20 protein-coding genes are annotated in these 20,683 nt (G+C 47.7%); 12 read left to right on the forward strand and 8 right to left on the reverse strand.

Features of this window, described 5'->3' with window-relative positions; genetic code table 11:
- Nucleotides 1–22: 22 nt before the first annotated feature.
- From ACQ4M4_RS04275 to ACQ4M4_RS04285, 3 genes are all read right to left on the reverse strand, one after another.
- Nucleotides 23–1,036 carry a CPBP family intramembrane glutamic endopeptidase gene (locus ACQ4M4_RS04275; RefSeq protein WP_430683228.1) on the reverse strand — a complete coding sequence of 338 codons (1,014 nt, stop codon included), beginning with the start codon at nucleotides 1,034–1,036 and terminating at the stop codon, nucleotides 23–25.
- 157 nt (nucleotides 1,037–1,193) lie between these two features.
- Nucleotides 1,194–1,928 (reverse strand): CPBP family intramembrane glutamic endopeptidase, encoded by a 735-nt coding sequence (locus tag ACQ4M4_RS04280; RefSeq protein ID WP_430683229.1) that lies wholly within the window; start codon nucleotides 1,926–1,928, stop codon nucleotides 1,194–1,196.
- A gap of 48 nt (nucleotides 1,929–1,976) precedes the next feature.
- The gene (locus ACQ4M4_RS04285) at nucleotides 1,977–2,648 is read right to left on the reverse strand and encodes a TetR/AcrR family transcriptional regulator (RefSeq protein WP_430683230.1); all 672 of its coding nucleotides are present in this window, start codon (nucleotides 2,646–2,648) and stop codon (nucleotides 1,977–1,979) included.
- Nucleotides 2,649–2,963: 315 nt separating this feature from the next.
- Between ACQ4M4_RS04285 and ACQ4M4_RS04290 the strand changes: the two genes are divergently transcribed.
- Nucleotides 2,964–3,917 carry a DUF5996 family protein gene (locus tag ACQ4M4_RS04290; RefSeq protein WP_430683231.1) on the forward strand — a complete coding sequence of 318 codons (954 nt, stop codon included), beginning with the start codon at nucleotides 2,964–2,966 and terminating at the stop codon, nucleotides 3,915–3,917.
- A 251-nt stretch (nucleotides 3,918–4,168) separates the two neighbouring features.
- Here the strand turns inward: ACQ4M4_RS04290 and ACQ4M4_RS04295 are convergent, their stop codons facing one another.
- Both ACQ4M4_RS04295 and ACQ4M4_RS04300 read right to left on the reverse strand, forming a co-directional pair.
- A complete protein-coding gene (locus tag ACQ4M4_RS04295; protein WP_430683232.1) occupies nucleotides 4,169–4,669 on the reverse strand; it encodes a GNAT family N-acetyltransferase in 501 nt (166 codons plus the stop codon).
- On the reverse strand, nucleotides 4,666–5,997 hold the full coding sequence (locus tag ACQ4M4_RS04300) for an MFS transporter (protein ID WP_430683233.1): 1,332 nt from the start codon (nucleotides 5,995–5,997) through the stop codon (nucleotides 4,666–4,668). The genes ACQ4M4_RS04295 and ACQ4M4_RS04300 overlap by 4 nt, the downstream gene beginning before the upstream one ends.
- A 551-nt stretch (nucleotides 5,998–6,548) precedes the next feature.
- Between ACQ4M4_RS04300 and ACQ4M4_RS04305 the strand changes: the two genes are divergently transcribed.
- Complete coding sequence (locus tag ACQ4M4_RS04305; RefSeq protein WP_430683234.1) at nucleotides 6,549–7,466, forward strand: macrolide 2'-phosphotransferase; 918 nt, start codon at nucleotides 6,549–6,551, stop codon at nucleotides 7,464–7,466.
- A gap of 52 nt (nucleotides 7,467–7,518) precedes the next feature.
- On the forward strand, nucleotides 7,519–7,923 hold the full coding sequence (locus tag ACQ4M4_RS04310) for a VOC family protein (RefSeq protein WP_430683235.1): 405 nt from the start codon (nucleotides 7,519–7,521) through the stop codon (nucleotides 7,921–7,923).
- On the opposite strand, the gene ACQ4M4_RS04315 is transcribed toward ACQ4M4_RS04310, so the two are convergent.
- Together ACQ4M4_RS04315 and ACQ4M4_RS04320 are read right to left on the reverse strand one after the other, a co-directional pair.
- Entirely contained in the window at nucleotides 7,892–8,596 is a 705-nt protein-coding gene (locus ACQ4M4_RS04315; RefSeq protein ID WP_430683236.1) for a hypothetical protein, read from the reverse strand. The genes ACQ4M4_RS04310 and ACQ4M4_RS04315 overlap by 32 nt on opposite strands.
- 40 nt (nucleotides 8,597–8,636) lie before the next feature.
- Nucleotides 8,637–9,515: a helix-turn-helix domain-containing protein gene (locus ACQ4M4_RS04320; protein WP_430683237.1), complete on the reverse strand. Its 879-nt coding sequence runs from the start codon at nucleotides 9,513–9,515 to the stop codon at nucleotides 8,637–8,639.
- Between the two features lie 537 nt (nucleotides 9,516–10,052).
- Between ACQ4M4_RS04320 and ACQ4M4_RS04325 the strand changes: the two genes are divergently transcribed.
- Genes ACQ4M4_RS04325 through ACQ4M4_RS04335 form a run of 3 tightly spaced genes read left to right on the forward strand, consistent with a single transcriptional unit; the run spans nucleotide 10,053 to nucleotide 11,244 of the window.
- Nucleotides 10,053–10,685, forward strand: coding sequence for an FMN-dependent NADH-azoreductase (locus ACQ4M4_RS04325; protein ID WP_430683238.1), 633 nt, complete (start codon nucleotides 10,053–10,055; stop codon nucleotides 10,683–10,685).
- A 12-nt stretch (nucleotides 10,686–10,697) separates the two neighbouring features.
- Nucleotides 10,698–10,892, forward strand: a complete 195-nt coding sequence (locus ACQ4M4_RS04330) for a hypothetical protein (RefSeq protein WP_430683239.1) — start codon at nucleotides 10,698–10,700, stop codon at nucleotides 10,890–10,892.
- Between the two features lie 49 nt (nucleotides 10,893–10,941).
- Complete coding sequence (locus ACQ4M4_RS04335) at nucleotides 10,942–11,244, forward strand: IS1/IS1595 family N-terminal zinc-binding domain-containing protein (RefSeq protein ID WP_430683240.1); 303 nt, start codon at nucleotides 10,942–10,944, stop codon at nucleotides 11,242–11,244.
- A gap of 224 nt (nucleotides 11,245–11,468) precedes the next feature.
- On the opposite strand, the gene ACQ4M4_RS04340 is transcribed toward ACQ4M4_RS04335, so the two are convergent.
- Complete coding sequence (locus tag ACQ4M4_RS04340; protein ID WP_430683241.1) at nucleotides 11,469–12,305, reverse strand: helix-turn-helix transcriptional regulator; 837 nt, start codon at nucleotides 12,303–12,305, stop codon at nucleotides 11,469–11,471.
- A 132-nt stretch (nucleotides 12,306–12,437) separates the two neighbouring features.
- Here ACQ4M4_RS04340 and ACQ4M4_RS04345 point away from each other — a divergent pair, with 132 nt between their 5' ends.
- From ACQ4M4_RS04345 to cas6, 6 genes are all read left to right on the forward strand, one after another.
- Nucleotides 12,438–12,731 (forward strand): hypothetical protein, encoded by a 294-nt coding sequence (locus ACQ4M4_RS04345; RefSeq protein WP_430683242.1) that lies wholly within the window; start codon nucleotides 12,438–12,440, stop codon nucleotides 12,729–12,731.
- A gap of 197 nt (nucleotides 12,732–12,928) precedes the next feature.
- The gene (locus ACQ4M4_RS04350; protein ID WP_430683243.1) at nucleotides 12,929–15,679 is read left to right on the forward strand and encodes a hypothetical protein; all 2,751 of its coding nucleotides are present in this window, start codon (nucleotides 12,929–12,931) and stop codon (nucleotides 15,677–15,679) included.
- Nucleotides 15,680–15,699: 20 nt separating this feature from the next.
- Nucleotides 15,700–16,710: a type I-D CRISPR-associated protein Cas7/Csc2 gene (gene cas7d / locus ACQ4M4_RS04355; RefSeq protein WP_430683244.1), complete on the forward strand. Its 1,011-nt coding sequence runs from the start codon at nucleotides 15,700–15,702 to the stop codon at nucleotides 16,708–16,710.
- A gap of 3 nt (nucleotides 16,711–16,713) precedes the next feature.
- Entirely contained in the window at nucleotides 16,714–17,514 is an 801-nt protein-coding gene (cas5d, locus tag ACQ4M4_RS04360) for a type I-D CRISPR-associated protein Cas5/Csc1 (protein ID WP_430683245.1), read from the forward strand.
- On the forward strand, nucleotides 17,495–19,819 hold the full coding sequence (gene cas3 / locus ACQ4M4_RS04365; protein WP_430683246.1) for a type I-D CRISPR-associated helicase Cas3': 2,325 nt from the start codon (nucleotides 17,495–17,497) through the stop codon (nucleotides 19,817–19,819). Before cas5d ends, cas3 begins: the two co-directional genes overlap by 20 nt.
- 2 nt (nucleotides 19,820–19,821) lie before the next feature.
- On the forward strand, nucleotides 19,822–20,667 hold the full coding sequence (gene cas6, locus ACQ4M4_RS04370) for a CRISPR-associated endoribonuclease Cas6 (protein ID WP_430683247.1): 846 nt from the start codon (nucleotides 19,822–19,824) through the stop codon (nucleotides 20,665–20,667).
- Nucleotides 20,668–20,683: the final 16 nt, after the last annotated feature.

Below are 20,683 nucleotides of genomic sequence, written 5' to 3' on the forward strand. Positions count from 1 at the left end.
ATGGTTTTACGAACTGACGAGATTACCAACGACCACTCCGATAACTCTGGGAAACGGGTTTGGATACTCCATCGGGTTTGAACACCTTGTAGGCGATCGCCAGAAACACGGGTACGACAACCAGCATTGATAGAGCCGTGTAGGTCGCGTGAAACTCGCTGACTGTGAATAGAGTCGGCGCGGTCACGGCGCTTCCGGCTACGTCGCTTCCGGCTACGCCCATCAAGAGATTGCCGCCGATGTTGTTCGCGAAGTGTACGCCGATGGCGAGTTCGGTGGTTCCGTCAATCAAAGAAACCACGGTCCACACTAGCCCCGGAACGAGGAAGTAGTTGATGAAGACCGTGAGCCAACCGCCAGCGCTTGCCTCCGGGTTGAGCAGGTGCGCCAGGGCGAAGATCACGGCTGGCACCAGCGCCAGAAAGACGCGGTTAGACCAAACAATACTTGCGCCCTGCACAATGTAGCCGCGAAAGAAAAGCTCCTCTGTGGTGGTCTGGATCGCAACGACAATCAGTGCGATCGGCACGAAGAGCGCGAACGTTGTGAGGTCAAAGTTAAAAGAGAAGGTATCGGGATAGAAGAAGTACTGTCCCAGCCCAGCGATCAGCCAGACTGGCACGAACCACGCCACAAACCCCTGACCGACACGCCGCCAGCTAATCTTTTCCCGCGCTGTGACCAGCGTCCGGGGATGACGCTGGTGAATGAGGGTGACGGCGATCAGGATTCCCGCGAGGAAGAACAGAAAACTCGCCCTGAACGCAACGAAGCCCCCCACGAGGCCGAGCGCAGCGTAATCCAGCCGATTGAACGCAGCAAGCGCCTCCTGACCGCCGAGCAAGAACGCGACGCGCGGGACGGTGATGCCGTTGACGACCAGCCCCACAAAGAAGATGACGACTAATCCCAGAACATACCGCCACCACCGATACTTACCCCACCCGGCAGCCTCCACGTAGGTAACTTTTTTCGCTTCTGCCGTGATTCCCTGCGTTCTTTCAGTGTTTTGCATCTCCATCTCCGTTTTCTTCATGAGTAAGTTATGTAGTGCTTGGGTCGGATTACTGATCACAGTTGCCGATAGTTTCAGGATTTAACGGTGACCTGGATAGATCTGGTGACGCCAGATCCGGCATCGTTGGATCTGCGCTTGCCCCTAGTCGAACTACAATCCGAGTGTCGGCGATGGGTCAGCCCATGCCAGCGGCTACCATCACCGGAACCGTGGGCAGGTTGAAGACGACGTGAACGACGACGGCGGGCCAGACCGATCCACTGCGGCGCAGCAGTTCGGCACCGACAAGCCCCATCACCAAGGCCGTCGGGAAAACGATATTGATGCCGTGCATGAAGGCAAAGAGCAGGGCGCTGCCGACGACTCCAAAAAACGGGCCGTGGCGAAGCAGCACGTTGGCGATGACGCCCCGAAAGAGCAGCTCCTCACCCAGGGGCGTGAGGAGGCCGAGAAACAGCGTCGCCAAGATCAAGGACAGCACCCCACCACTACCACCTTCGGCGTACACGGTCTGAGGGGTTGAGCTATCCCCGGTGATAGCGATGTAGGTCAGAACCGCCAGCCCCTTGACCATGAAGGCGACGACTCCCGCCCCGACCCCGATGAGAAGCCAGCGTCTGGAGATGCGACGGACGCCGAAGGCGCTGAGGAAACGGATGCGGAGCAGTACAGCGGCGGCAAACCCGGCGATGCCAGCAATACCAGACAGCGCGGTGAAGACCAATCCGTAGACCACGGGGTCGAGGCCGAACCGCGAGAGCTGTAAGCCACCTACATACCCGATTACGATAAAGACGATAAGACCAATAATGCCCTCGGGCAACCCTGGACGCGGACTCGTATTGAGTCGAGATGAAGACACGACGGTCTTCTCTGACTCCCGCGAGTGGTCAGAAGGAACTTGAGACATGAGGATCAACTCCTTTGCTCTTGTTGCTGATTTCAGTTGTTAATGGGTTTAAGGATCGACAGGATCGCCGACCGCCCCACCTGTAGCTGTATGCACGGCGCGGGCCATCTGCCCGAGCGTGTTGCCAAGCGAGGTGGGATCGGCTCCTGCCATCAGGGCAGCACTGATGTCTTCACTGATAACGCGCACGACTGCCGTGGCCGCCGCAGCGTGCAGTCGCACCTCAATATCGTCAGGCGATCGCCGCAGGCGATCTGCGAAGATCTCGACCAGAGCACGCTCTATTCGGTCGTTGGTCATCAGCCAGGCCGTTCGTAGATCCGGCTCTTTTTCGGCCAGCACAGTCATCTTGATCACAGCCTGATCAAAGGCCTGCTGATCGGGATCTGTAGTACGATTCTTCGCCCACTCCATAAGGTGATCTTCAAGGGAGACATCGCGAGGCCAGCGACGCAATAGCGCCACAAACTCTTCGCCATCCTGCGCCAAGACCGGCTCGACACAGCTCTCCTTGTTGCGGAAGTACCGCCAGAGAGTGCGCACTGAGAGACCCACTGCAGCGGCAATTTGCTCGCCGGTCGTGGCAGCGACGCCTTGCTCCCAGAACAAACGCGCCGCCTCCCGCGAAATCTCCAGACGTATCCGCTGCTGCCGCTGCTCACTCATCCTCCCTGGTCTGCGGTCGCTCTTGTTGTTGTTGTTGGTATCGTCACTCCCCACAGCAGCCTTCTTTTTAAGAGTCTGTCACTAAGTGACAATATAACGCTTAGTGACACCAACCGACAACCGATTGCTTTACGAATCAGCACGTTCAAGTTGAGCCAATAGCAATTCAAACTCTGGAAATGCGGGTCAGGGAATGACATCTGAGCGACTCTGCCCCAGTCGGAAGGGGTGAGATCACCGTCATTATGAAGAAAGTGGACATGCGGTGATCAGTTCAGCCGAATTGGGAGAACAATGGCTGTGGTGTTTTGTGGATGAACAACAGAAGAACTATTGATCACGTGCCCCTTTTCTACTCGCGAGGAAATCATGATGTCAAATCAGCCTGCCCTGCCTTCAACAGATAGTTGGCCGAGTTTACCCCTGGATGCATGGCAAGAGACCTATGCCACCTTGCACATGTGGACTCAAATCATCGGCAAAATCCGATTGGCCCAAACTCCGTGGATTAATCATTCCTGGCATATTCCCCTTTATTTAACCGTTCGGGGACTGACTACTTCCACGATTCCCTATGGCAGCCGTATCTTTCAAATTGACTTTGATTTCATTGATCATGAGCTGCTGATTCAAACTAGCGAAGGGGCAAGACGGGCGATCGCCCTCTACCCTCGTTCTGTTGCTGATATTTATCGGACTGTGATGGAAACGTTGAGAGAACTCGATCTTCACATCACCATTAACACCAAACCAAATGAAGTCCCTGACCCAATTCGATTTGAGCAGGATGAAACTCATGCCGCCTATGATGCGGATTACGCCAATCGATGCTGGCGAGTGCTGCTCCAGTCCGATCGCGTCTTTCGTGAATTTCGTTCCCATTTTTCCGGCAAGGTTAGTCCGGTTCATTTTTTCTGGGGGAGTTTTGATTTAGCCGTGACGCGCTTTTCGGGGCGGCCAGCTCCTAAGCATCCGGGAGGGGTGCCAAATCTACCGGATGCTGTGGCGCAGGAAGCCTATTCCCAGGAAGTCAGTAGTGCCGGATTTTGGCCTGGAGCCGGATTATCATACCCAGCGTTTTATTCCTATGCATACCCAGAACCCGATGGATTTAAGCAGGCTGAGGTTCGTCCCGATGCTGCCTTTTACAGTAAAGAACTGGGCGAATTTATTTTGCCCTATGACGCGGTTCGCGAGGCAGAATCACCGGATCAGATGTTGTTAGAGTTTTTGCAAAGCACCTACGAAGCTGCCGCCAGATTAGGCAACTGGAATCAAAAGGAACTTCAGCAGTTGACGTTTAAGTCACAACTGCATTCCTAAATGGGCGTTTAACTGGCAAAGCGAATTAACTCTAGTGAGACAGGCGTTGTCAATGGCTTGCCCCATGTCGTGATGGTTTCCCATCCAGAGGCCGTCGCCGCAGTCATTGAACAGGCTGCGATCGCTCAGTAAAACGTGTGGACCCACCCTAGAGGCGATCGCCCCATTCCCTAATTTCAGTGATTCGGCTAGCAATTCAAGAAAACATCTGATTTTCCTTACCAAGCATGGGAATTAGATGTTTTCTTGAATTACAAATAATCGAGATGCCAATTCTCTCGATTGAGGCGATAGATAAAGCAATCATCGTCCCCAAATTGGCGACGCTCGATACAACGAAAACCCAACCGTTCATAAAAGCGATGAGCGCGAGTGTTGCTGGCCAACGGATCAACGAGGACTGCCGTTACCAATGAATCAGAAAAACAGCGGGCGAGGGCAAGCTGCATCATTTGGGTGCCATAGCCCTTGCCTAAATCGGCCTCCGCTCCAATCCAGATGTCGATCGCCCGAAGATTTTCTGCTACATCTCCCCAGTAATGGCTTTCCTCCCGCGCCGGATCGATAATTTGAATGAATCCGATCGCCCGACCGTTGATCTCTGCAATCAATTGTTCTCGCCAATCAGGGGTGCGATCCAGTTCTGTTTCCCAGTGCCAGTCGTCATTTGGATCCGAAGCGACCACATGCGGTTGTTCATCCCAATGGCGCAGGAGATCTAAATCAGCAGAGGTGGCAGGGCGTAAGTTCATTGCAGAGGTGATTTTTGAATGGGAGAAATGTTGCTGTTTTTTTGATAATTTGCAGATAGTTTCTGGTAGGCATGCGATCGCATTGCCAATAACGTCACGATTAACCCGATGAGTCCGGTGAATGTAAATAAAAGGGCAATACCGCGACTGGCTCCAGTGCCAAACCAACCGCCGATCAGGTCTACGCCTTCTCCCGTAGTCATAAATGGGATGAAAATGAACTGGGCGATCGGTCCAATCATAAACGCGGTCAGGGGGGATGCGGCTTGCTCAATGCTCTGGGCAAATCCAAAGACGCGCCCCTGACGTTCCAATGGAATGACGGCTTGTAGAATTGTTTGTTCTGCGGCTTCAACCACCGGAATCAGACAGAGATAAATAAACATTCCAACGGCCAACGATACAACAGAAGCTTGAATCGTAAAGCCAGTGGCAATCACCCACATGATGATGTTTGCCAGAAATAGGGTTCGTAATGGGCTTTTCCCTAAACCGCGTTTGGCAATCATCAAGCCACCTAGAATAAATCCCAAGCTTAAAAGCCCCCACAAAATTCCCCACATCTGCACTGACACCAGGGATAGACCATAGGCATCCATCAGGGACATGAAGACACCGCCTAGGAAGTTATTGAAGCAGTTAAAGAAAATCAGTCCAAATAATCCTGGAACGAGTGCGATCGCCCGAATCGTACCGCGAATGTCAATATGTTGAGTGTGATGTTCCGAATGAAGAATCGTTTGTTCGGGAATAGGGAGGATTGCCAGATGCAGGATGACCGCAACCGTCAGCGCAATCGCAAACACCATGACCCAATAGACCCCTAGAAAACCGATCGCCAGTCCGCTGAAAATAGAAGCGATGAGAAACGACACCCCGTTTGCAGTTCCCACAAGCCCATTGGCTTTGTCTCGCTCGGCCTCTGGAATTAGCAGGGTGACAAGGGTTGGCAGGGCGATGGTGCGGATATTGCCTGCGATCGCCCCCATCAGAGTCAGTACAATAAAAATCCACAACGGAATGCTGGATACATCAGTGAAAACAGAGGGTGGCGTAGAACTAAAAATGATTTGAGCCAACAGATACAGCATAAGAGAACAGACGCTGGATAATAACATCGCTTTTTTCTTGCGATAGCGATCGACCAGCGATCCGAGAAAGAAACCAGAGAGGGCAACGGTTCCAACATATACACCGGCCATGACCGAGGTTGCCAGTACCGATTGAGTTTGCAGAAAGACCCAAAAGGTAACAGCAAACCAGACAAAGGTGTTAGTCAGTGCAGCTACCAGTGAGTTGGCTAAGATAGCGTAAAACGTTTTGGTCATTGGATATGCTTGGTTCACTGATTGTCTAGCCATTGAGCGAGCGCTGCTCATCATCAGCGGTAATGAATTACTGGATTTTTTATACTCTTTGAGTGAGCAAACGAGGCTCTGGAAAGTAATCTTCTCTTGTTTTTTGGTGTCTACCTTTCAAGGTCATCTGGCGATGCCATAGGGTTAATTTCTGCCTTAGAGATTGCGTTGTGCTAGGGATCTCAGGAGCAGTTTTTGGGTTTTGAGATTGACTCGGAATCGAGAGATGGAAAAGCATCATTCCTCTGTCTGATAGAGCTTTTTTAGAGTAGCGATCACGCCTACTTTCCACTTCACCCAGTCAGGTAAAACGAGTGATTTCCTATCTTTAGACAGATTTTCATTGTCCAGAGTGCTTGTGTGAATGCTAGGCCTCGATTAAATCTCTTGGACTATATTGACGCGATCGCCAAAGCTGTGGATGGTGGAATTTACATCTTGTAGCATTATTGTAGTATGACAACCCAAAACGATTAGCTGTTATACAGAGAGTTAAGCATTTGGGGTACGAGGTAAGAGGTATGGTCGAACGTATCAAGTCACAGCAAGAAGTGCTGGAGTTAGCTCATAAGAATGGTTTGACCCTCCGGGAAAGTTCACTGCAATTTAATGAGTCGGGTCTCGATTTTCAAGTTGTGCTGGCAACAGACAATGCTGGAGAACGTTGGGTTTTGCGTCTTCCTCGACGGGACGATGTTTTGCCATCAATCGATCAGGAAAAACGAACATTAGAACTGATTGCTCCGCTTTTAAGTGTGGAAGTGCCCCAATGGACGGTTTGCTCCGATGAACTGATTGCTTATCCGGCATTAAACGGTGTACCAATGGGCACGATCGATCCAGAAGCAAAAGCTTATAGGTGGGAAATTGCTCCGGCAAATATACCCGATCGATTCCACCAGTCCCTAGCGAAGGGGTTGGCGTCCCTACATCAAATTAGTCTAGAGAGAGTCCGTGCAAGCGGTCTTCCGGTTAAAACTGCTGAAGCCATAAGAGCTGATATGAAGCAGAGAATGGATGCCGTCAAGAGTGAGTTTGGGGTTGGTCAGACGTTATGGGAGCGGTGGCAAAACTGGCTTCATAACGATGAAATGTGGATGCAGGAAACGACACTAATTCACGGTGATTTACATGCTGGGCATATTCTGATTGATGAACAAGCACAAGCAACCGGATTCATCGATTGGACTGAGGCATCTGTCGCTGATCCAGCAAGAGATTTTGTCGCTCATTACCGCACGTTTGGTCAAGCCGCTCTCAATAAACTGATCTCAGGCTATGCTGAGGCAGGGGGGTACACGTGGTCAACCATGGCAGAGCATGTAATTGAACTGAATGCTACTTTTGCGATAGAAATTGCTGAATTCGCGCTAAAGTCGGGATTGGATGAGTACAAACAGATGGCTACACAGTCGCTTTGCGAGAATGCGCAAAACTGATGGGCTGAATGAATCATTGCGATCGCCCTCCATCATCCTACTGAGGTAAAAAATGAAAATTACTGCCTCCGCTATTTCGTTGAACGTGGATGATGTCACCGCATCAGCTACCTTTGTCAAACAGCATTTTGGCTTTAAGGAACAAATGTCAGCCGATGGCTTTGTATCCCTTGGGAGAGAAGATGCTGGCTTCAACCTAGTTTTTCTAAAAACGGGATTGAAAAGCTTCAAACCCATTCATCTGCGTGACCATCGAGCCGATGGATTGCTGATCGCGTTTGTCGTCGATGACATTGACACGGAATATGAACGACTACAGGCGGAAGGTGTACCGATCACGACTCCCATTGAGACTGAACCCTGGGGTGAACGCTTCTTTCAAGTGACAGACCCCAATGGTGTCGTGATTCAACTTGTTCAGTGGATTACGACACCTGATAACGAGAAGACTGCGTGAATGGTTCCACCAGCGATCGCACTCGGTCTGCATCCCCCAAATCAGCCAGGGGTATACCGTGGGCGGGAACAATGACTGGATCATCCACCAAAGCCTCCAGGACCGTTTGAGCTACTACCTGAACATCTGAGCAAAGCGCCTTTAGATACACCCGATTCACCTTGAGTCCAGGCGCGCTACTCGTTGACCAAAACAAAAACTTTGCCAGCCAATTGTCAGGTAAAGATATCCAGTGACTTACGATTTCATCGAGATACACAACTGGACGTTCTCCCCGCTTCACGATTGCAATCGTACCCCCTTTTTTCGTACCAGGAACTTCTCGAAAGTCCACTTGGGAAGTCGCGAGGTTTGTAAGCGGTAGGAAAGAGCGGAGACCATCTTGATTAATTTGCTTCAGGGCAACCTCTGGAGCATAGGAAACAGCAGTCGGATAACGAGCCTGCCATACTGCATGACCCAAATCATGACCCGAATGAGGCGCAATTAAAGCGGTGACCTGTCCCTTTGCGTCGATCGCTGCAAAATCTGCGTCAGAAAGTCCAGTCGGTGGACTAATGACGGCTAGATGATCGCCATTGAAGGCAAAGGCAAAAGCATTGGCTTTATACCCATTGGCCACGTATTCATAAACCCATACGTTGCTCTTTTCAAGTACCTCTTGCCAAACCATAGGATTTCTCTACTTTTGGTTATTAGCAGCAAATAACAAATTACGAATTCAACCGATACGCTTTTGGTGTTGTTCCAGTTAACTGTCGAAACTGTTTACTGAGATGACTGTGACTATTAAATCCACAAGTCAATGCAATGTCTGAAATGGAGCGATCGCTTTGTTTCAACAACTGCTTTGCTCGTTCAATACGTTGTTGAAGCAAGTATTGATGAGGGGTGGTTCCAAGCCCCTGCTTAAACTGACGACCGAAATGAAACTCACTCATTCCCACCAGCGAAGCTAGGTCGGTCAACTTAATCTCTTGCTGGAGATGAGCATCGATATAATCCAACACTTGCAAGAGTTGTCGCTGAGGCAAACCACCCTCATACATTACAGGTTGCGGGCGATCGGTCGTGTGTTGACGAATTAAATGCACCGCCAGGACATTTGCCAAAGATTCAACATAGAGTGTGTTAGCAGTATTGCCCTGTTGCAGTTCAGCCAAAAGCATGAGACCAATCGCCTCAATATGAGGATCGCGAATTCGCGCTTGAGGTAGCAATTCCAGGCGATCGCTATCCATTCCCAAAGCCTCTCTCGCAATTTGTTGAATAAAATGAGAGGTCAAACGAATTTTAAGATGGTGATCTTCACCATCCCAACAGGCGAAAAGGGGCATTTGAGCAGGCGTAATGGAAAGATCACCTTTGGCATATAGCCCAGTGTAGGTTTTCCCTTCACGAATTTGTAACATCCGAATCGGACGGGTATCCAGGGCTAAACAAATGGTGTGTTCATGACTGTGGTGACAGTTTCCTTCTCCAGGTGGCTCACGAAATTGCTCTACCAAGAGGTTTCTCCAACCCTGATTTTGACTGGATAGAATGAGCGAACTATCTGTTGCAGCATCAGGGCTAGAAGGAAAATTCATCATGCAAAACCAACTCGCTTAGTTTTGATTGTAGTCACTTTTGCACCGCTCACTCAGAATTGTGAAAATTGACCGCAAGATTTTGATAGTATTGCAAGAATCAGATAGGTCTCACCGATCAGTTAATGTTGCACTTGATAGTGCAAAAACATGAAACCATTCTTGTAAATCTTGCTGTCGGTTAATTCCAGAGAGGTCCGTGGAATTGTTCCTGAAAAAAGTGGAATTCCTGAGCCAAATAGAGAAGGATGTATCTTCAGAATCATCTTATCAATCGCTGGAATAAAGAACCGTGACTAAATCCCCTCACCACACAACCAAATATCTTTACCGGAAGGAGTCGTGCCTTCTCTATCGACTTCACCCAACAAGGTGGGAGCAGATTTTCTCTATCTTTGGATAGTTTTTTGTACGGGTACTACTTTGTAACTCATCTCAAGAATGTGATAGTTCCGCAAGAATTAGATAGCGAAACAATAAAGCATTTTTCTAATCTAAATGTGTCTGAAGGAATCATACGTGAATTAGGTAGGAGAAACGATGGCACATTTACTACACATTGATGCGAGTCCTCGTGGAGAGCGGTCTCATTCTCGTCGTATGACTCGTGAGTTTGTTCAACAGTGGCAACAGCGATATCCTGATGATGCGATCGCCTATCGAGATGTAGGACGTAATCCCATTCCCCATGTAGATGAAGCCTGGATTGCAGCAGCTTTTTCATCCCCTGAACAATACACGCCCCAACTCCAAGACGCGATTCGCCTCAGTGATCAACTGGTGGATGAATTTCTAGCAGCAGATATTTATGTCATTGGTGTTCCCATGTATAACTTCAGTGTTCCTAGTGGATTTAAGGCATACATCGACCAGATTGTTCGCATTGGGCGAACGGTTGATATTGAATTCAATGAAGCTGGTAGTGTGTATAAACCGCTCGTCCTCGGTAAGAAAATGTTTATTATTGAATCCCGGGGAGATTCTGGTTTTCAACCGGGTGGACGCTACGAAATGATGAATCACCACGATCCCTATCTTGTAACTGTTTTCGGTTTTCTGGGCATCACGGATATTACCTTTATTCATGTCGAAAATGATGAGTCTGGGGGACAAAAGTTGGCGGAGTCGATTGCTAATGCCCGCCACAAAATTACTGAGCTAGTTGCTGCATAGGAGTCAGTACTGATGATGGTAGGGATTGAATACCTGTATGTCCTAAAACTGTTTGCAGATCTTGGATGTGGGTTGATTGCTGGAATATTTTTCGCTTTCTCAACCTTTGTCATGAACGCTCTGGCTCAACAGCCCCCCGCTCAGGGAATCGCCACGATGCAATCGATCAACATTACGGTGATCAATCCCTGGTTTATGACTGGGTAGTGCCCAAGATGTAATGATGGGGAAGTAGAGTCTTTGCTGTTCTTCTATCATGCCTGCTTGCCCCATCTGTGCATCCGCCAAAACGGTTAAGAACGGTCGCATCCACAACGGTAATAAACAACGCTTCAAATGCCATGACTGTGGACGACAGTTTATCGAACAACCAAACAAAAAAGTCCTTGACCAAGCCATACGAGAACTAATTGACCGGTTGCTGTTAGAACGAATCTCTTTGGCTGGCATTGCTCGTGCTGCTCAGGTCTCTGAACAATGGCTGCAAACCTACGTCAACGAGAAATATGCCAAGGTGCCCCAACAAGTGCAGGTGACACCCAAAATAAGGGTAGGCTGACGATTCAATGTGATGAATTGTGGTCCTTCGTAGACAACAAGGGGAACAAACAATGGGTCTGGTGGCCTTGATGCCAACACTCGTGAGATTGTCAGGGTTTATATTGGTGCACGCGATGAAGCGGCTGCTCGCCAATTGTGGGAATCGTTGCCGCCGATCCATTTAATAGTGAGCGGGATGGAGTTGGGTGCGAGAGGTGATGCAGTGAGATTGTTCTGCATCGCTTAGGTGTATTGTTCTACCATCGCTAACAGTTCCTGCCTGAAGCGATCGCGCACTGCATCAGGCGAGGCGATGACGCACTCCGGGCCGTAACGACGAACCTCTCGAATGAGCCAAAAGGGGTTTACAACGTTCCGAGTGACCTGCCGGACATTAGCAAGGATTTCATCATGAATATCATCTTCTTTAGGCTCATAGGCCCGCACAAGCCAACCCTTGAGGTGCAATTGAACTTGAATAGTGTCGAAACTACCGCGCCACTCTCCGCTAATTGGGAAAATACCCTGAATGCGGTCGAGCCGAAAGCAGCGATTATGGCTTAATTCTGGCAAGTCATCGCTATCTTCGGTTTCATCGCACCAAATTTGCAAGTAATACCGTTTCTCATAAAAGATGACTTCGGCATAGCGAACCGTATATTCCAGAGGGTGCCCCTGGGAATTTTGGTAAAGCAAATGAAACGGCTGTTGTTGAGCAATGTAGGCATCAACTTGGATTCGCCAACCTTCAAGGGGTTGACTGATCTGTTGGATAAGGCTCTGGCGCAAAGGAGCTTCGATCTCTCCTTTATCAATCAAAAGTGTAAGTACACTTTTGGCTTCTTCAATATGTCCTGCATCAATCAGATCTCGAACTCCCTGATGCAACGCCTTAACTTGTGAGGCATTAAGTTTGAAGGGTTGCCCGACCTCAAACTCCTGCTGGGCGATCGCAGCAACTAGGCCAGAAGGGCTGGGATTACTGCCCCAACGGATGTTGAGACGTTCTGCGATCGCCTCCAGCTTTTCCTTTGTTCCTGGAGGAACCGAAAGCGTTAAGGTTTCCTTTTTTCTAGCCATTTTTTAGAAAGAACTAAAAATATACTTGCACTTTTGAGAAGACTGTGTGATACTTCCTATTGTAATTGCATTATATCGTTTTTCTACTAAGCTCACTGGTAAACAATTGGCGTTTTAGCCAAGGAGATAGCTATGGCGCGGTTGGAAAAGCTGTCTGCAGTACTGGCGGATGGCCGCGGGCATTCAACGGAAGAACTAGTGCAGCAAGTGGGACACCGCTTCTTGGCAAAGATGCATGCGGCTACTAAGAAACAGGGCTACCGTTTCGAGAAACGACATGGGGGCGATCGGCAGTATGAGTATCGGATGCTGTCCGCTGTAAGCTCTGCCCGTTCAAGACTTGAGGGGATTAAAAGTTGTGATGATTGGAAACTCAAGATAAAAATTGCGGCTAAGCTGAACCCACCAAATCTAAGGGCTGAGTAGTTACCAAGACGAGAAGGCGATCGCACGGCTGAAATTAGTTCTCTTTGGGAAAACTATATTTGTACTTTCCTCAAACAAAGAAACATGAATTGTGGGTTGCCTAAGTTTCCATGATGTTCGGAGCTGATTGTACTAATCGTCTATTTATCTAACCTTGACTGTCGAGAGAGACTATGGTGTTAAAACGACGTCGGCTCATGGCACAAGAGCCAAACAGCCTAGACGATATTTATTTCCAACAGGTTCGCCCCAAACTGTATGAGTTGCACGGAACGCATGGACAGCGAGGGTCGCGCCAAGGACGAACGTTAGCCGAACACCTAGATTCTGCATGTCAGTTCGTTCTAACCGTTAGCAAAATTGCTCAGGTTCCTGAAGAAAAACGCGGCTGCATCCTTGCAGCAACGGCTGTTCATGATTTGAACAAGCTAGACCCAAAGCAACGGAATGTAAAAACTTTGGCGCGCGATCGCGCCTTCTTAGAAGAACAACTTGAACGTGCAGGGGTTAAAGGATTAGTCAAGAATGATGAAGACCTAGAATTGGTGCGAAAGCTGATTGAGCGGCACTCTGGGCATAACGTCAGTGATGGTACTCGGTTTCTTCCCGAAGATCCCAACATTGCCAAGTGGGCAGCAATGCTAATTGGAGGAGATTTATTCGATTTAGGTATTGAAGAAGATAAACGAATTCGTAAGGTTGAAAACGAGTTGACGGTTGCCTTTGGTCGTCCTAGTCATCTCTTTAAAGTAACCTTGTCCGAAAATCGAGGGTATCTAACGGCCCTACTGCTATTAGCTTGCAAAGAGATTTTACACAGCGAGGGTCTGCATATCTTATTCATTAATCCTGACAGTCAGATTTATGAAGGAGAATCTTTCCCACAAGAAGATCTATCTCTTAAAATTGCCAAGAATTGGAAAAAGCATATTGACCGAGTTTTTGCCAATAATATTGAGCAGCTAGTTACAGATAAAAGCACGAATGGGATCAAGGTTGATCAAAAAGCAATTGAGCAAGATGTAGAAGCTACTCTTGAAAGAGTAGATGCTTTATTAGCAAAGAAATACTTGGGCTACAAAGAGAAGAAGGTTAGTGAGTCTATTGAAAAGTATTCAATCAAGGCTGGTCAAGGCGCAGTAGATAATGCGAAAAAAAATGGTTTATTACCAGTAAGTACAGCAGAAGAATTTGCTATTTCTGAAGGACTTAAAGCTGCTTATGTGAGCTATCGACAAGTTAAGCCAGAACTAAAACCTAATCAAGTATGGGAAAAGCTCTGTGAGCATATGGGATTATCTCTAGAGCAAAGAAAAGCGTTAGAGATTTTTGAGGAACAATATGGACGCTGCTTATTTGCTGTTAAAGCCTCGACGGAAGGAATGACTGGTGTTCAAAAAGCTCTTCGAGAATCCTTTCAGATGCGTCTATCAGAGTTATCAATTCATGAACAGGATATTGCGGCACCAAAAGAACTTATAGATGCTGTTAAAACTACTTTAAACTTGCCTGGAAACATGCAGGTAGATTTCTACAGTGAGTTAACCTCATATATTGAGTCCAGCCCGAATAAAAGATCATCCCTAGGATCTATTCGCGCGGAAGTCAAACCCCTTAGAAAACCTCAAATGCCTCCTGAAACAAAAGTTCAAATGTTTTCAAATCGTTTATTAGGAGGAAGTAGCAACGATCCTGTTAGATGTGCTGACTTTATTTCTTCAATAGGTTATCAGCTATTACAAGTAGGTGCTGGCTTTCCAAGCACGAAGAAAAAGTCAAAAACTGGAGGGGAGGCTCCAACATACGTCTACTACTTACATTTTTCATTGCCCAGAAACTCAAGTCCTGAATTTCAGTTGATTTTAAGGGAATGGATTAAAAATGCTGCTAGAAACAATTTAAGTAATGGAGCAGTTAAAGTTAATGAGTGGAAACTATATCAAGAAAATGAGTTCATATTTGAATCTGATAAATTTGAAGGTTTCTCATTTCCAAAACGCCCAGAGTTTATATTTTCTAATGTTGTTATTCCGATAGTTTGGGGCGACGTTAATAACTCAACAGGATTACTGAAATCATTGCGATTAGCATTAGAAATATCTCTTGCAATAGATACTGGATTTCCTTTCGTTCTTACCTCAAATCTTGAAGTTGAACCCAACTGTTATGTGTTTGGTCGAGTTGAAGGTATTCCATCATCGCTTCAGCCACTTTTAGGAAATGGAATTTACTACCAGCAAGTGCATTTATCGAGATCAGAGGAACGATTTTCTGTAACAGCAGAGCAGGTTTTAGAGAGATTGCAGTACATCGGCAAGCTCACGGTCAGCATTGCCAGTCTTCAGAAGAAAGATGATTGCCTCTATGACTTGGCAAGAGCCGCACAGCGGCCCCTTGACCTTTACCACGTCATATTTCGATGGATTTTACGAGAACAAGATGATCCAAATTTAGAAGCTATCTGGACTCGCATAAAGGAACCATTAACTCATTTGCTGGAGAGCCTAATGTCAGAAGAACATGATCGCGTTTCAAGCTATCTCAAAAAGGCAGCGTACTTGGCTGAAGTTGGCAAACTTCGGGGTAGCTCTTTCCGTCGCACCGCTCAAGCTGAGCCATTCTCAGAATTCATCAAAGCTGTGCGATCGCGCAAATCCCACATGGACTGGGACACTATCTTTGCAGCACTGGTGCAGGATTACCATACTCGCCTCGATCGCATTCGTGAACATGGGGTTGGGGCAACAAAGTATGAACAGGTTAAGCAATTTTATGACGTGCTGAAGCAACTATTCGATGAAGTTTATCACTCTCGCCCTGAGCGACTTTTAACAGATAGCAAGACTCTAGAAGCAGCCTATCTCTTTTTCTTACAGGATGCCCGCAAGGATTTGAAAACTCAAGCCGACGCTAACAAGTCCGCTCCTAAAGAAACTCAAGAATCTTAAATTGAACAGGAGAAGTCATCATGTCGATTCAAAAATTACAACCCTTCTTAGCTGAACAATACGAAAACTTCCCCAAGGGGCGGACGGTTGGCGTTGTGGTATTACGCACGACCCAATCTGAAACTATCTTCCGCACGGAGGGCACAGGGGAACCCATGTGCAGTGAGTATGTTCAAGCCGGACTGCTCCCTGAACACGATGCCTCAATTCCACGCCTAGTCATGACCAAACGGAAACAAGTTGCCCCTGAGCGGCGTAAAGGACGTGAGTTTCTACGCTCACATAATCTGCTTTACAACGCTCCCAAAGGGGATACCATCTGTGCTCTCAACACCAATGCCCCCTGTGAGATGTGCATTGATTGTTTTCTGTATGGTTTTGCTGCCGGGGGAGAAGGAGCACAAAAAAGCCGTGTTTGGACAGAGGATGCCTTCAGCGTCCTACCTGCTACAGAGCTGATTGGCGATCGCACCATCAACGCCATCTTTGAAACTGGCACGATGCGGGATGAAAAGGGTAATGCTTCAACAGCCCTTAACACCAGTGAGTACATCAAGCCTGGAGTCCATTTCCTCGACATCATTACCCTCAAGGATGTAACAGCTGACGAGCTGCGCTACGCCCTCGGCAATATCCTCCTGACCACCCGCTACGGTGCTGTCTCCAGTCGGGTTGGGCGTATGGAAAACAGAATTCTCGGTATCTTCGGGGGTATAGCCGAACTTCCCAGTTCACTAGAACTCGTTCAAGGGGTTTACGACAAACTGATTACAGACGGGAAATCCCTCGAACATCCTTTTAATACGGATGCTTTAGCGTCTGCAACCCAAACCGTTATCGCAAACTGGGTAACCAAAAGAGGGATTTCCCTTCAACTCTCTACGGACGAGCAAAATGATGTGATCGCCGATGTCGATCGCCACTGGTCACCAGAGGAACAGGAAACGTTCCTAAAGCGACTGGATGAGTCCTACGCGCCGCTTCGTAAAGTGAAGAGTGAGGGCAAGAAGAAAGGGAAAAAAGAGGAGTAAGTCATGCCTCAGCTAGATTTGCCCTTATCTAGTTCCACACCTGATATGGGCTTTCAAACGGCTCAACTGATTGAACTATGGTGCGCGGAACCCGTTTTCTTTGCATCACGGGAACTATCTGACACGTATTACACCGAAGGAGTGATCGGCAATTACGCTCTAGCCTACGCCTTGGGCTGGGCGCGATCGCCCTACCGTCTGCTGGGCACTGATACTGGGCGACCGAGGTATCTGGAAGACCTCTCCCCCTTAGCAAATCAGTGCTATATCCTACCCGCTTGGCCCGTTGAGGGAGCAGCCTCTTTTCGGTTTGAACGCTTTAATGCCTTGTCTGACTCCTATTGGTACACTATGACCAACAACCGAGTGGCAACAGCACGGGAGGACTTGCCCCTCAAGCGCACGGGGAAAAAGCCCAATACCTTTCGCCCCAGTAACTTTCCTCAAACCGGACGGCTGCGAGTGATTGAACGGGGCAATCGGTTTCGGACACTTGTATTTGGCGATCGCCCTTTGCCGGAATACATTCGGGTTGGAAAATTCATGAGCAAAGTTCGGGTTGATCTAGTTCAGACTTGGCCCATCACCGAACTTGAGGAAGGAATTTATCGATGCAGTGCCTATCTGAACGTTGCCGATATTCCTTTCAACCTGGAAATGCTTTCATTTGACCTCATTTCCATGCCTCCCGCTTCACTGCTGAAAAATCTCCAGTTTCGCGGAGTAGCGTGGCAAATCGGCGACTTTATCTTACCTGCCCACCTTAACTTTTGTGGGGGACAGCATGAGCCATCTCAAAATTGAATTGGAACCGCGTAGCATTGCCAGTTGTCCAAATCCCGACGTTCCGCCTACTATCCAAAACGCATTTCCTTATGGGATGCTGCAACATCAGGTCGAGGTTTATCAGGCAGCCGAAGACCATGACATTATCCTGGATCTCGCCCCTACAGGAACCGGGAAAACTAGTGCGGGACTCAGCGTTATCGCCTATAATTGCGATCGCAACGCCATCTACATCGCGCCGACTAATGCATTGATTGAACAGCAAGCGGAAGCGGCCAGAAAATTCGTACGTGATGCGGGGCTACCTCATATCGTGAAAGCTGCCTCAGCACAACACGTTAAAGAGTGGCCTGATGATCTTGTTGGTCGTCGGTCTGGGGAGAAACTGTATAACGTACTGCGACAACCTGCTACCATTTTTCCTGAATGTGTTGGAAGACCCCTGCTACTGGTAACAAATCCAGATATTTTCTACTATGCAGCGTTCTTTCAATACGGCCCCCTCGATCGCAGCAATATTGCCAGCGTTTTCTATAACAGCTTTGCCACCATCATCTTTGATGAGTTTCATCTTTATGATGCAAAACAACTTGTTGGCTTATTGTTCTACCTTGCACTTTCAAAAGTCTTTGGCTACTTCCAGTGCAATCGCAAAGTTGTACTTTTGACAGCAACTCCTGAGCCTGCATGTGAAGCAGCGTTAGGGAAGCTCAAAGAAACAGGTGTCAGAATCTATAGTGTTGATGGCGAAAAAGAAACAGACCAAATGCTTCCTTCTCAAACGGCAGTTAGCCTAGAGATTCGGAAGCAGTTGGATAAAGAATCTCTCATCAAGGAAATAGCCAACGAAGTACTGCAACGAATTGAGCAGAAGCCTAACCAATTTGGTGCTGTCATTCTTGATTCTCTTGATCAAGTAAACTTGCTCAATAAATGGTTATGTGATGCAGGTATTGAGGATCTTCGGGGGCGTATTACAGGGCCAGAAAAATCACCAGAAAAACGACATAAGGCAGCTCAGAGCCAAGTAATCCTTGCAACTAGCACAGTAGATGTTGGTTTTAATTTTGAACGGGACAACGCTCCCGATCGACAAAATCTGGACTGGCTCATTTTCTCAACACGCGATCGCTTCTCGTTTTGGCAGCGAATTGGACGGGTTGGACGGGTTCTCGGCAAAAAACAGGCTGACATACCATCTGAGGCAATCTCCTACTTACCAGAGAAAGCTTGGGAACAAGGCATTGAAAACTTAGATAGCTCTGGCGGACGAAACGCATTAAGAACTGCTCTAGAAAATCTGGACTGTATGAAACGCCCATTTCTAGAAATCTATTGGAAATCGGAAGCGTTTTTGGAAGTTGCTAGTCCTTTACTTGAAATGGAGAGTTCGCTTCACAATTTAGAGCAAGAACATCTAATTCATGATTTGTATGAAGTACTCAAAAAAGTTTTAGGAGGTTCTCGTTCTTGGAAGCACTATAAGTACCGGATGATGCAAATTGCTACGGCTGAGATTCTATCAAAGGCCCCAATAAGGACAACAAAACCAGAACAGTGGTCTTTCGTGAGAACTCTATTCAAGCAATCACCCTACTCACGACACGAATTCATTAAGAAGTTTCTGGAACTCAACTATCCAGAACAGCTTGATGCATTACTCAGACAGGAGTTCCCCATCCAAGAGATCGAAGATGAATTTCGAGAATATGAAGAATCAGCAACGGAGCTTAGAGAATTTGCAATTTATTGGAAAACAGTGTGGTCTCCTATATTTCATTTCCGAGATAGTCTATTTCAGAATCTAGCAATTTATGATCCTCGTAAATTGCTTCTGGATAACTCGGGTGAAACGAACTTAGACCCAATTCATCTTTTACGGTTCTATGAATTTGAATGTGATGATAGACGGATTGAAGTTCTTGAAAGAGCTAAAAATCCCTATCAATTGTCATTCACTTTAAAGGTTGATGATCTGGGAAGGTTCAGAAATACCTGCCTCAGTAAACTCTCTGCATTTAGAAATTGCTCAATCGTTCGTTCTTCAGGCGATAGTATTCGCCCGACAACTTTACCTAAGTCCCTTCGAGAAGAAATCCAAAATAGTCTAATACCTGGGTTAGTTGTCTCAGAATCTGGTAAAAATTGCTGGGCAATTGCACGGTTGAGAAAACAAGGAATAGAGCGGTATTCCATCAAAGTTTCAGATGGCTTTAAAGATGATAATTATCTATTCTTCCCTAGCCTGTCTGGAATTTTGGCGATCGCCTCCGCTGGAGTTGCCCTGAAATGTCCCGATGAAGAAGATTTTTGGGTAGTTTAACTATGCCACACAGTCTCATTCTTAACCTCCAACCCCGATCGCCCATCCCTCCCGGCTATCTTACAGGCAAGCACCTCCATGCCCTTTTCCTAACATTAGTGAGTTCTGTGGATCAGGAATTGGGCGATCGCCTTCACGAACAAAAGACCGAGAAATCTTTTACCCTCAGTCCTTTGCAAGTGAGCGATTCTCCTGCGGAGAGGCAATGCCAACGCCATCCCAGAGGCCATCAATTGCAATGGACTCACAGCCGCCCTATCCCTGCTGGAACTTCCTGCTGGTGGCGCATCTCTCTGCTCGATGACACCCTGTTTGGACACCTTACCCCTCTCTGGCTCAACCTCAACCCCACTCAACCCTGGCACTTGGGACCAGCCGACTTACAAATTACCAGCGTCTTAGGCACACCCCAATCTACACAGCCCTGGGCTAACTTTAGTTCTTACTCTCAGCTTTATGAACAGGCATCGGAGAGCGATCGCCAGATCAGCTTCGTCTTCTGTACTCCGGCCACGTTTCGTCAGGGAAAATACGATTCTGCCCTCCCTACACGCGAATGCATCTTCCATAGCCTGCTTCACCGCTGGAAACGGTATAGTGACATTCCCTTTCAAGATGAACTGGCCGAGTGCCTGTTTCCCAGCTTCTTTGACATTCAGACCGAATTAGTTAATCATCCAGATGGCAAATGGGCCGGATGCATTGGCACCATTAGCTACCGCATTTTGGGCGATGTCTCTCCCGAAACCATCCGCCAAATCAATGCCCTAGCTGATTTTGCTCTCTATAGTGGCGTTGGTCGCAAAACTCCGATGGGCATGGGGATGGTTCGCCGCTTGAGCAAGTAAGTTCTATTCACGTTTT

The sequence above is a fragment of the Leptolyngbya sp. AN02str genome (assembly GCF_050565595.1).
Lineage (GTDB): Bacteria > Cyanobacteriota > Cyanobacteriia > Elainellales > Elainellaceae > Kaiparowitsia.

Bases quoted from the DNA above. Each gene is read 5' to 3' on its own strand.
- cas5d (WP_430683245.1), top strand. From the start codon at position 16,714: ATGCCTCAGCTAGATTTGCCCTTATCTAGTTCCACACCTGATATGGGC.
- ACQ4M4_RS04320 (WP_430683237.1), bottom strand. From the start codon at position 9,515: ATGATGAATTTTCCTTCTAGCCCTGATGCTGCAACAGATAGTTCGCTC.
- ACQ4M4_RS04345 (WP_430683242.1), top strand. From the start codon at position 12,438: ATGGCGCGGTTGGAAAAGCTGTCTGCAGTACTGGCGGATGGCCGCGGG.
- ACQ4M4_RS04310 (WP_430683235.1), top strand. From the start codon at position 7,519: ATGAAAATTACTGCCTCCGCTATTTCGTTGAACGTGGATGATGTCACC.
- ACQ4M4_RS04280 (WP_430683229.1), bottom strand. From the start codon at position 1,928: ATGTCTCAAGTTCCTTCTGACCACTCGCGGGAGTCAGAGAAGACCGTC.
- cas3 (WP_430683246.1), top strand. From the start codon at position 17,495: ATGAGCCATCTCAAAATTGAATTGGAACCGCGTAGCATTGCCAGTTGT.
- ACQ4M4_RS04275 (WP_430683228.1), bottom strand. From the start codon at position 1,036: ATGAAGAAAACGGAGATGGAGATGCAAAACACTGAAAGAACGCAGGGA.
- cas7d (WP_430683244.1), top strand. From the start codon at position 15,700: ATGTCGATTCAAAAATTACAACCCTTCTTAGCTGAACAATACGAAAAC.
- ACQ4M4_RS04290 (WP_430683231.1), top strand. From the start codon at position 2,964: ATGATGTCAAATCAGCCTGCCCTGCCTTCAACAGATAGTTGGCCGAGT.
- ACQ4M4_RS04340 (WP_430683241.1), bottom strand. From the start codon at position 12,305: ATGGCTAGAAAAAAGGAAACCTTAACGCTTTCGGTTCCTCCAGGAACA.
- ACQ4M4_RS04335 (WP_430683240.1), top strand. From the start codon at position 10,942: ATGCCTGCTTGCCCCATCTGTGCATCCGCCAAAACGGTTAAGAACGGT.
- ACQ4M4_RS04350 (WP_430683243.1), top strand. From the start codon at position 12,929: ATGGCACAAGAGCCAAACAGCCTAGACGATATTTATTTCCAACAGGTT.
- cas6 (WP_430683247.1), top strand. From the start codon at position 19,822: ATGCCACACAGTCTCATTCTTAACCTCCAACCCCGATCGCCCATCCCT.
- ACQ4M4_RS04325 (WP_430683238.1), top strand. From the start codon at position 10,053: ATGGCACATTTACTACACATTGATGCGAGTCCTCGTGGAGAGCGGTCT.
- ACQ4M4_RS04330 (WP_430683239.1), top strand. From the start codon at position 10,698: ATGATGGTAGGGATTGAATACCTGTATGTCCTAAAACTGTTTGCAGAT.
- ACQ4M4_RS04295 (WP_430683232.1), bottom strand. From the start codon at position 4,669: ATGAACTTACGCCCTGCCACCTCTGCTGATTTAGATCTCCTGCGCCAT.
- ACQ4M4_RS04315 (WP_430683236.1), bottom strand. From the start codon at position 8,596: ATGGTTTGGCAAGAGGTACTTGAAAAGAGCAACGTATGGGTTTATGAA.
- ACQ4M4_RS04300 (WP_430683233.1), bottom strand. From the start codon at position 5,997: ATGACCAAAACGTTTTACGCTATCTTAGCCAACTCACTGGTAGCTGCA.
- ACQ4M4_RS04305 (WP_430683234.1), top strand. From the start codon at position 6,549: ATGGTCGAACGTATCAAGTCACAGCAAGAAGTGCTGGAGTTAGCTCAT.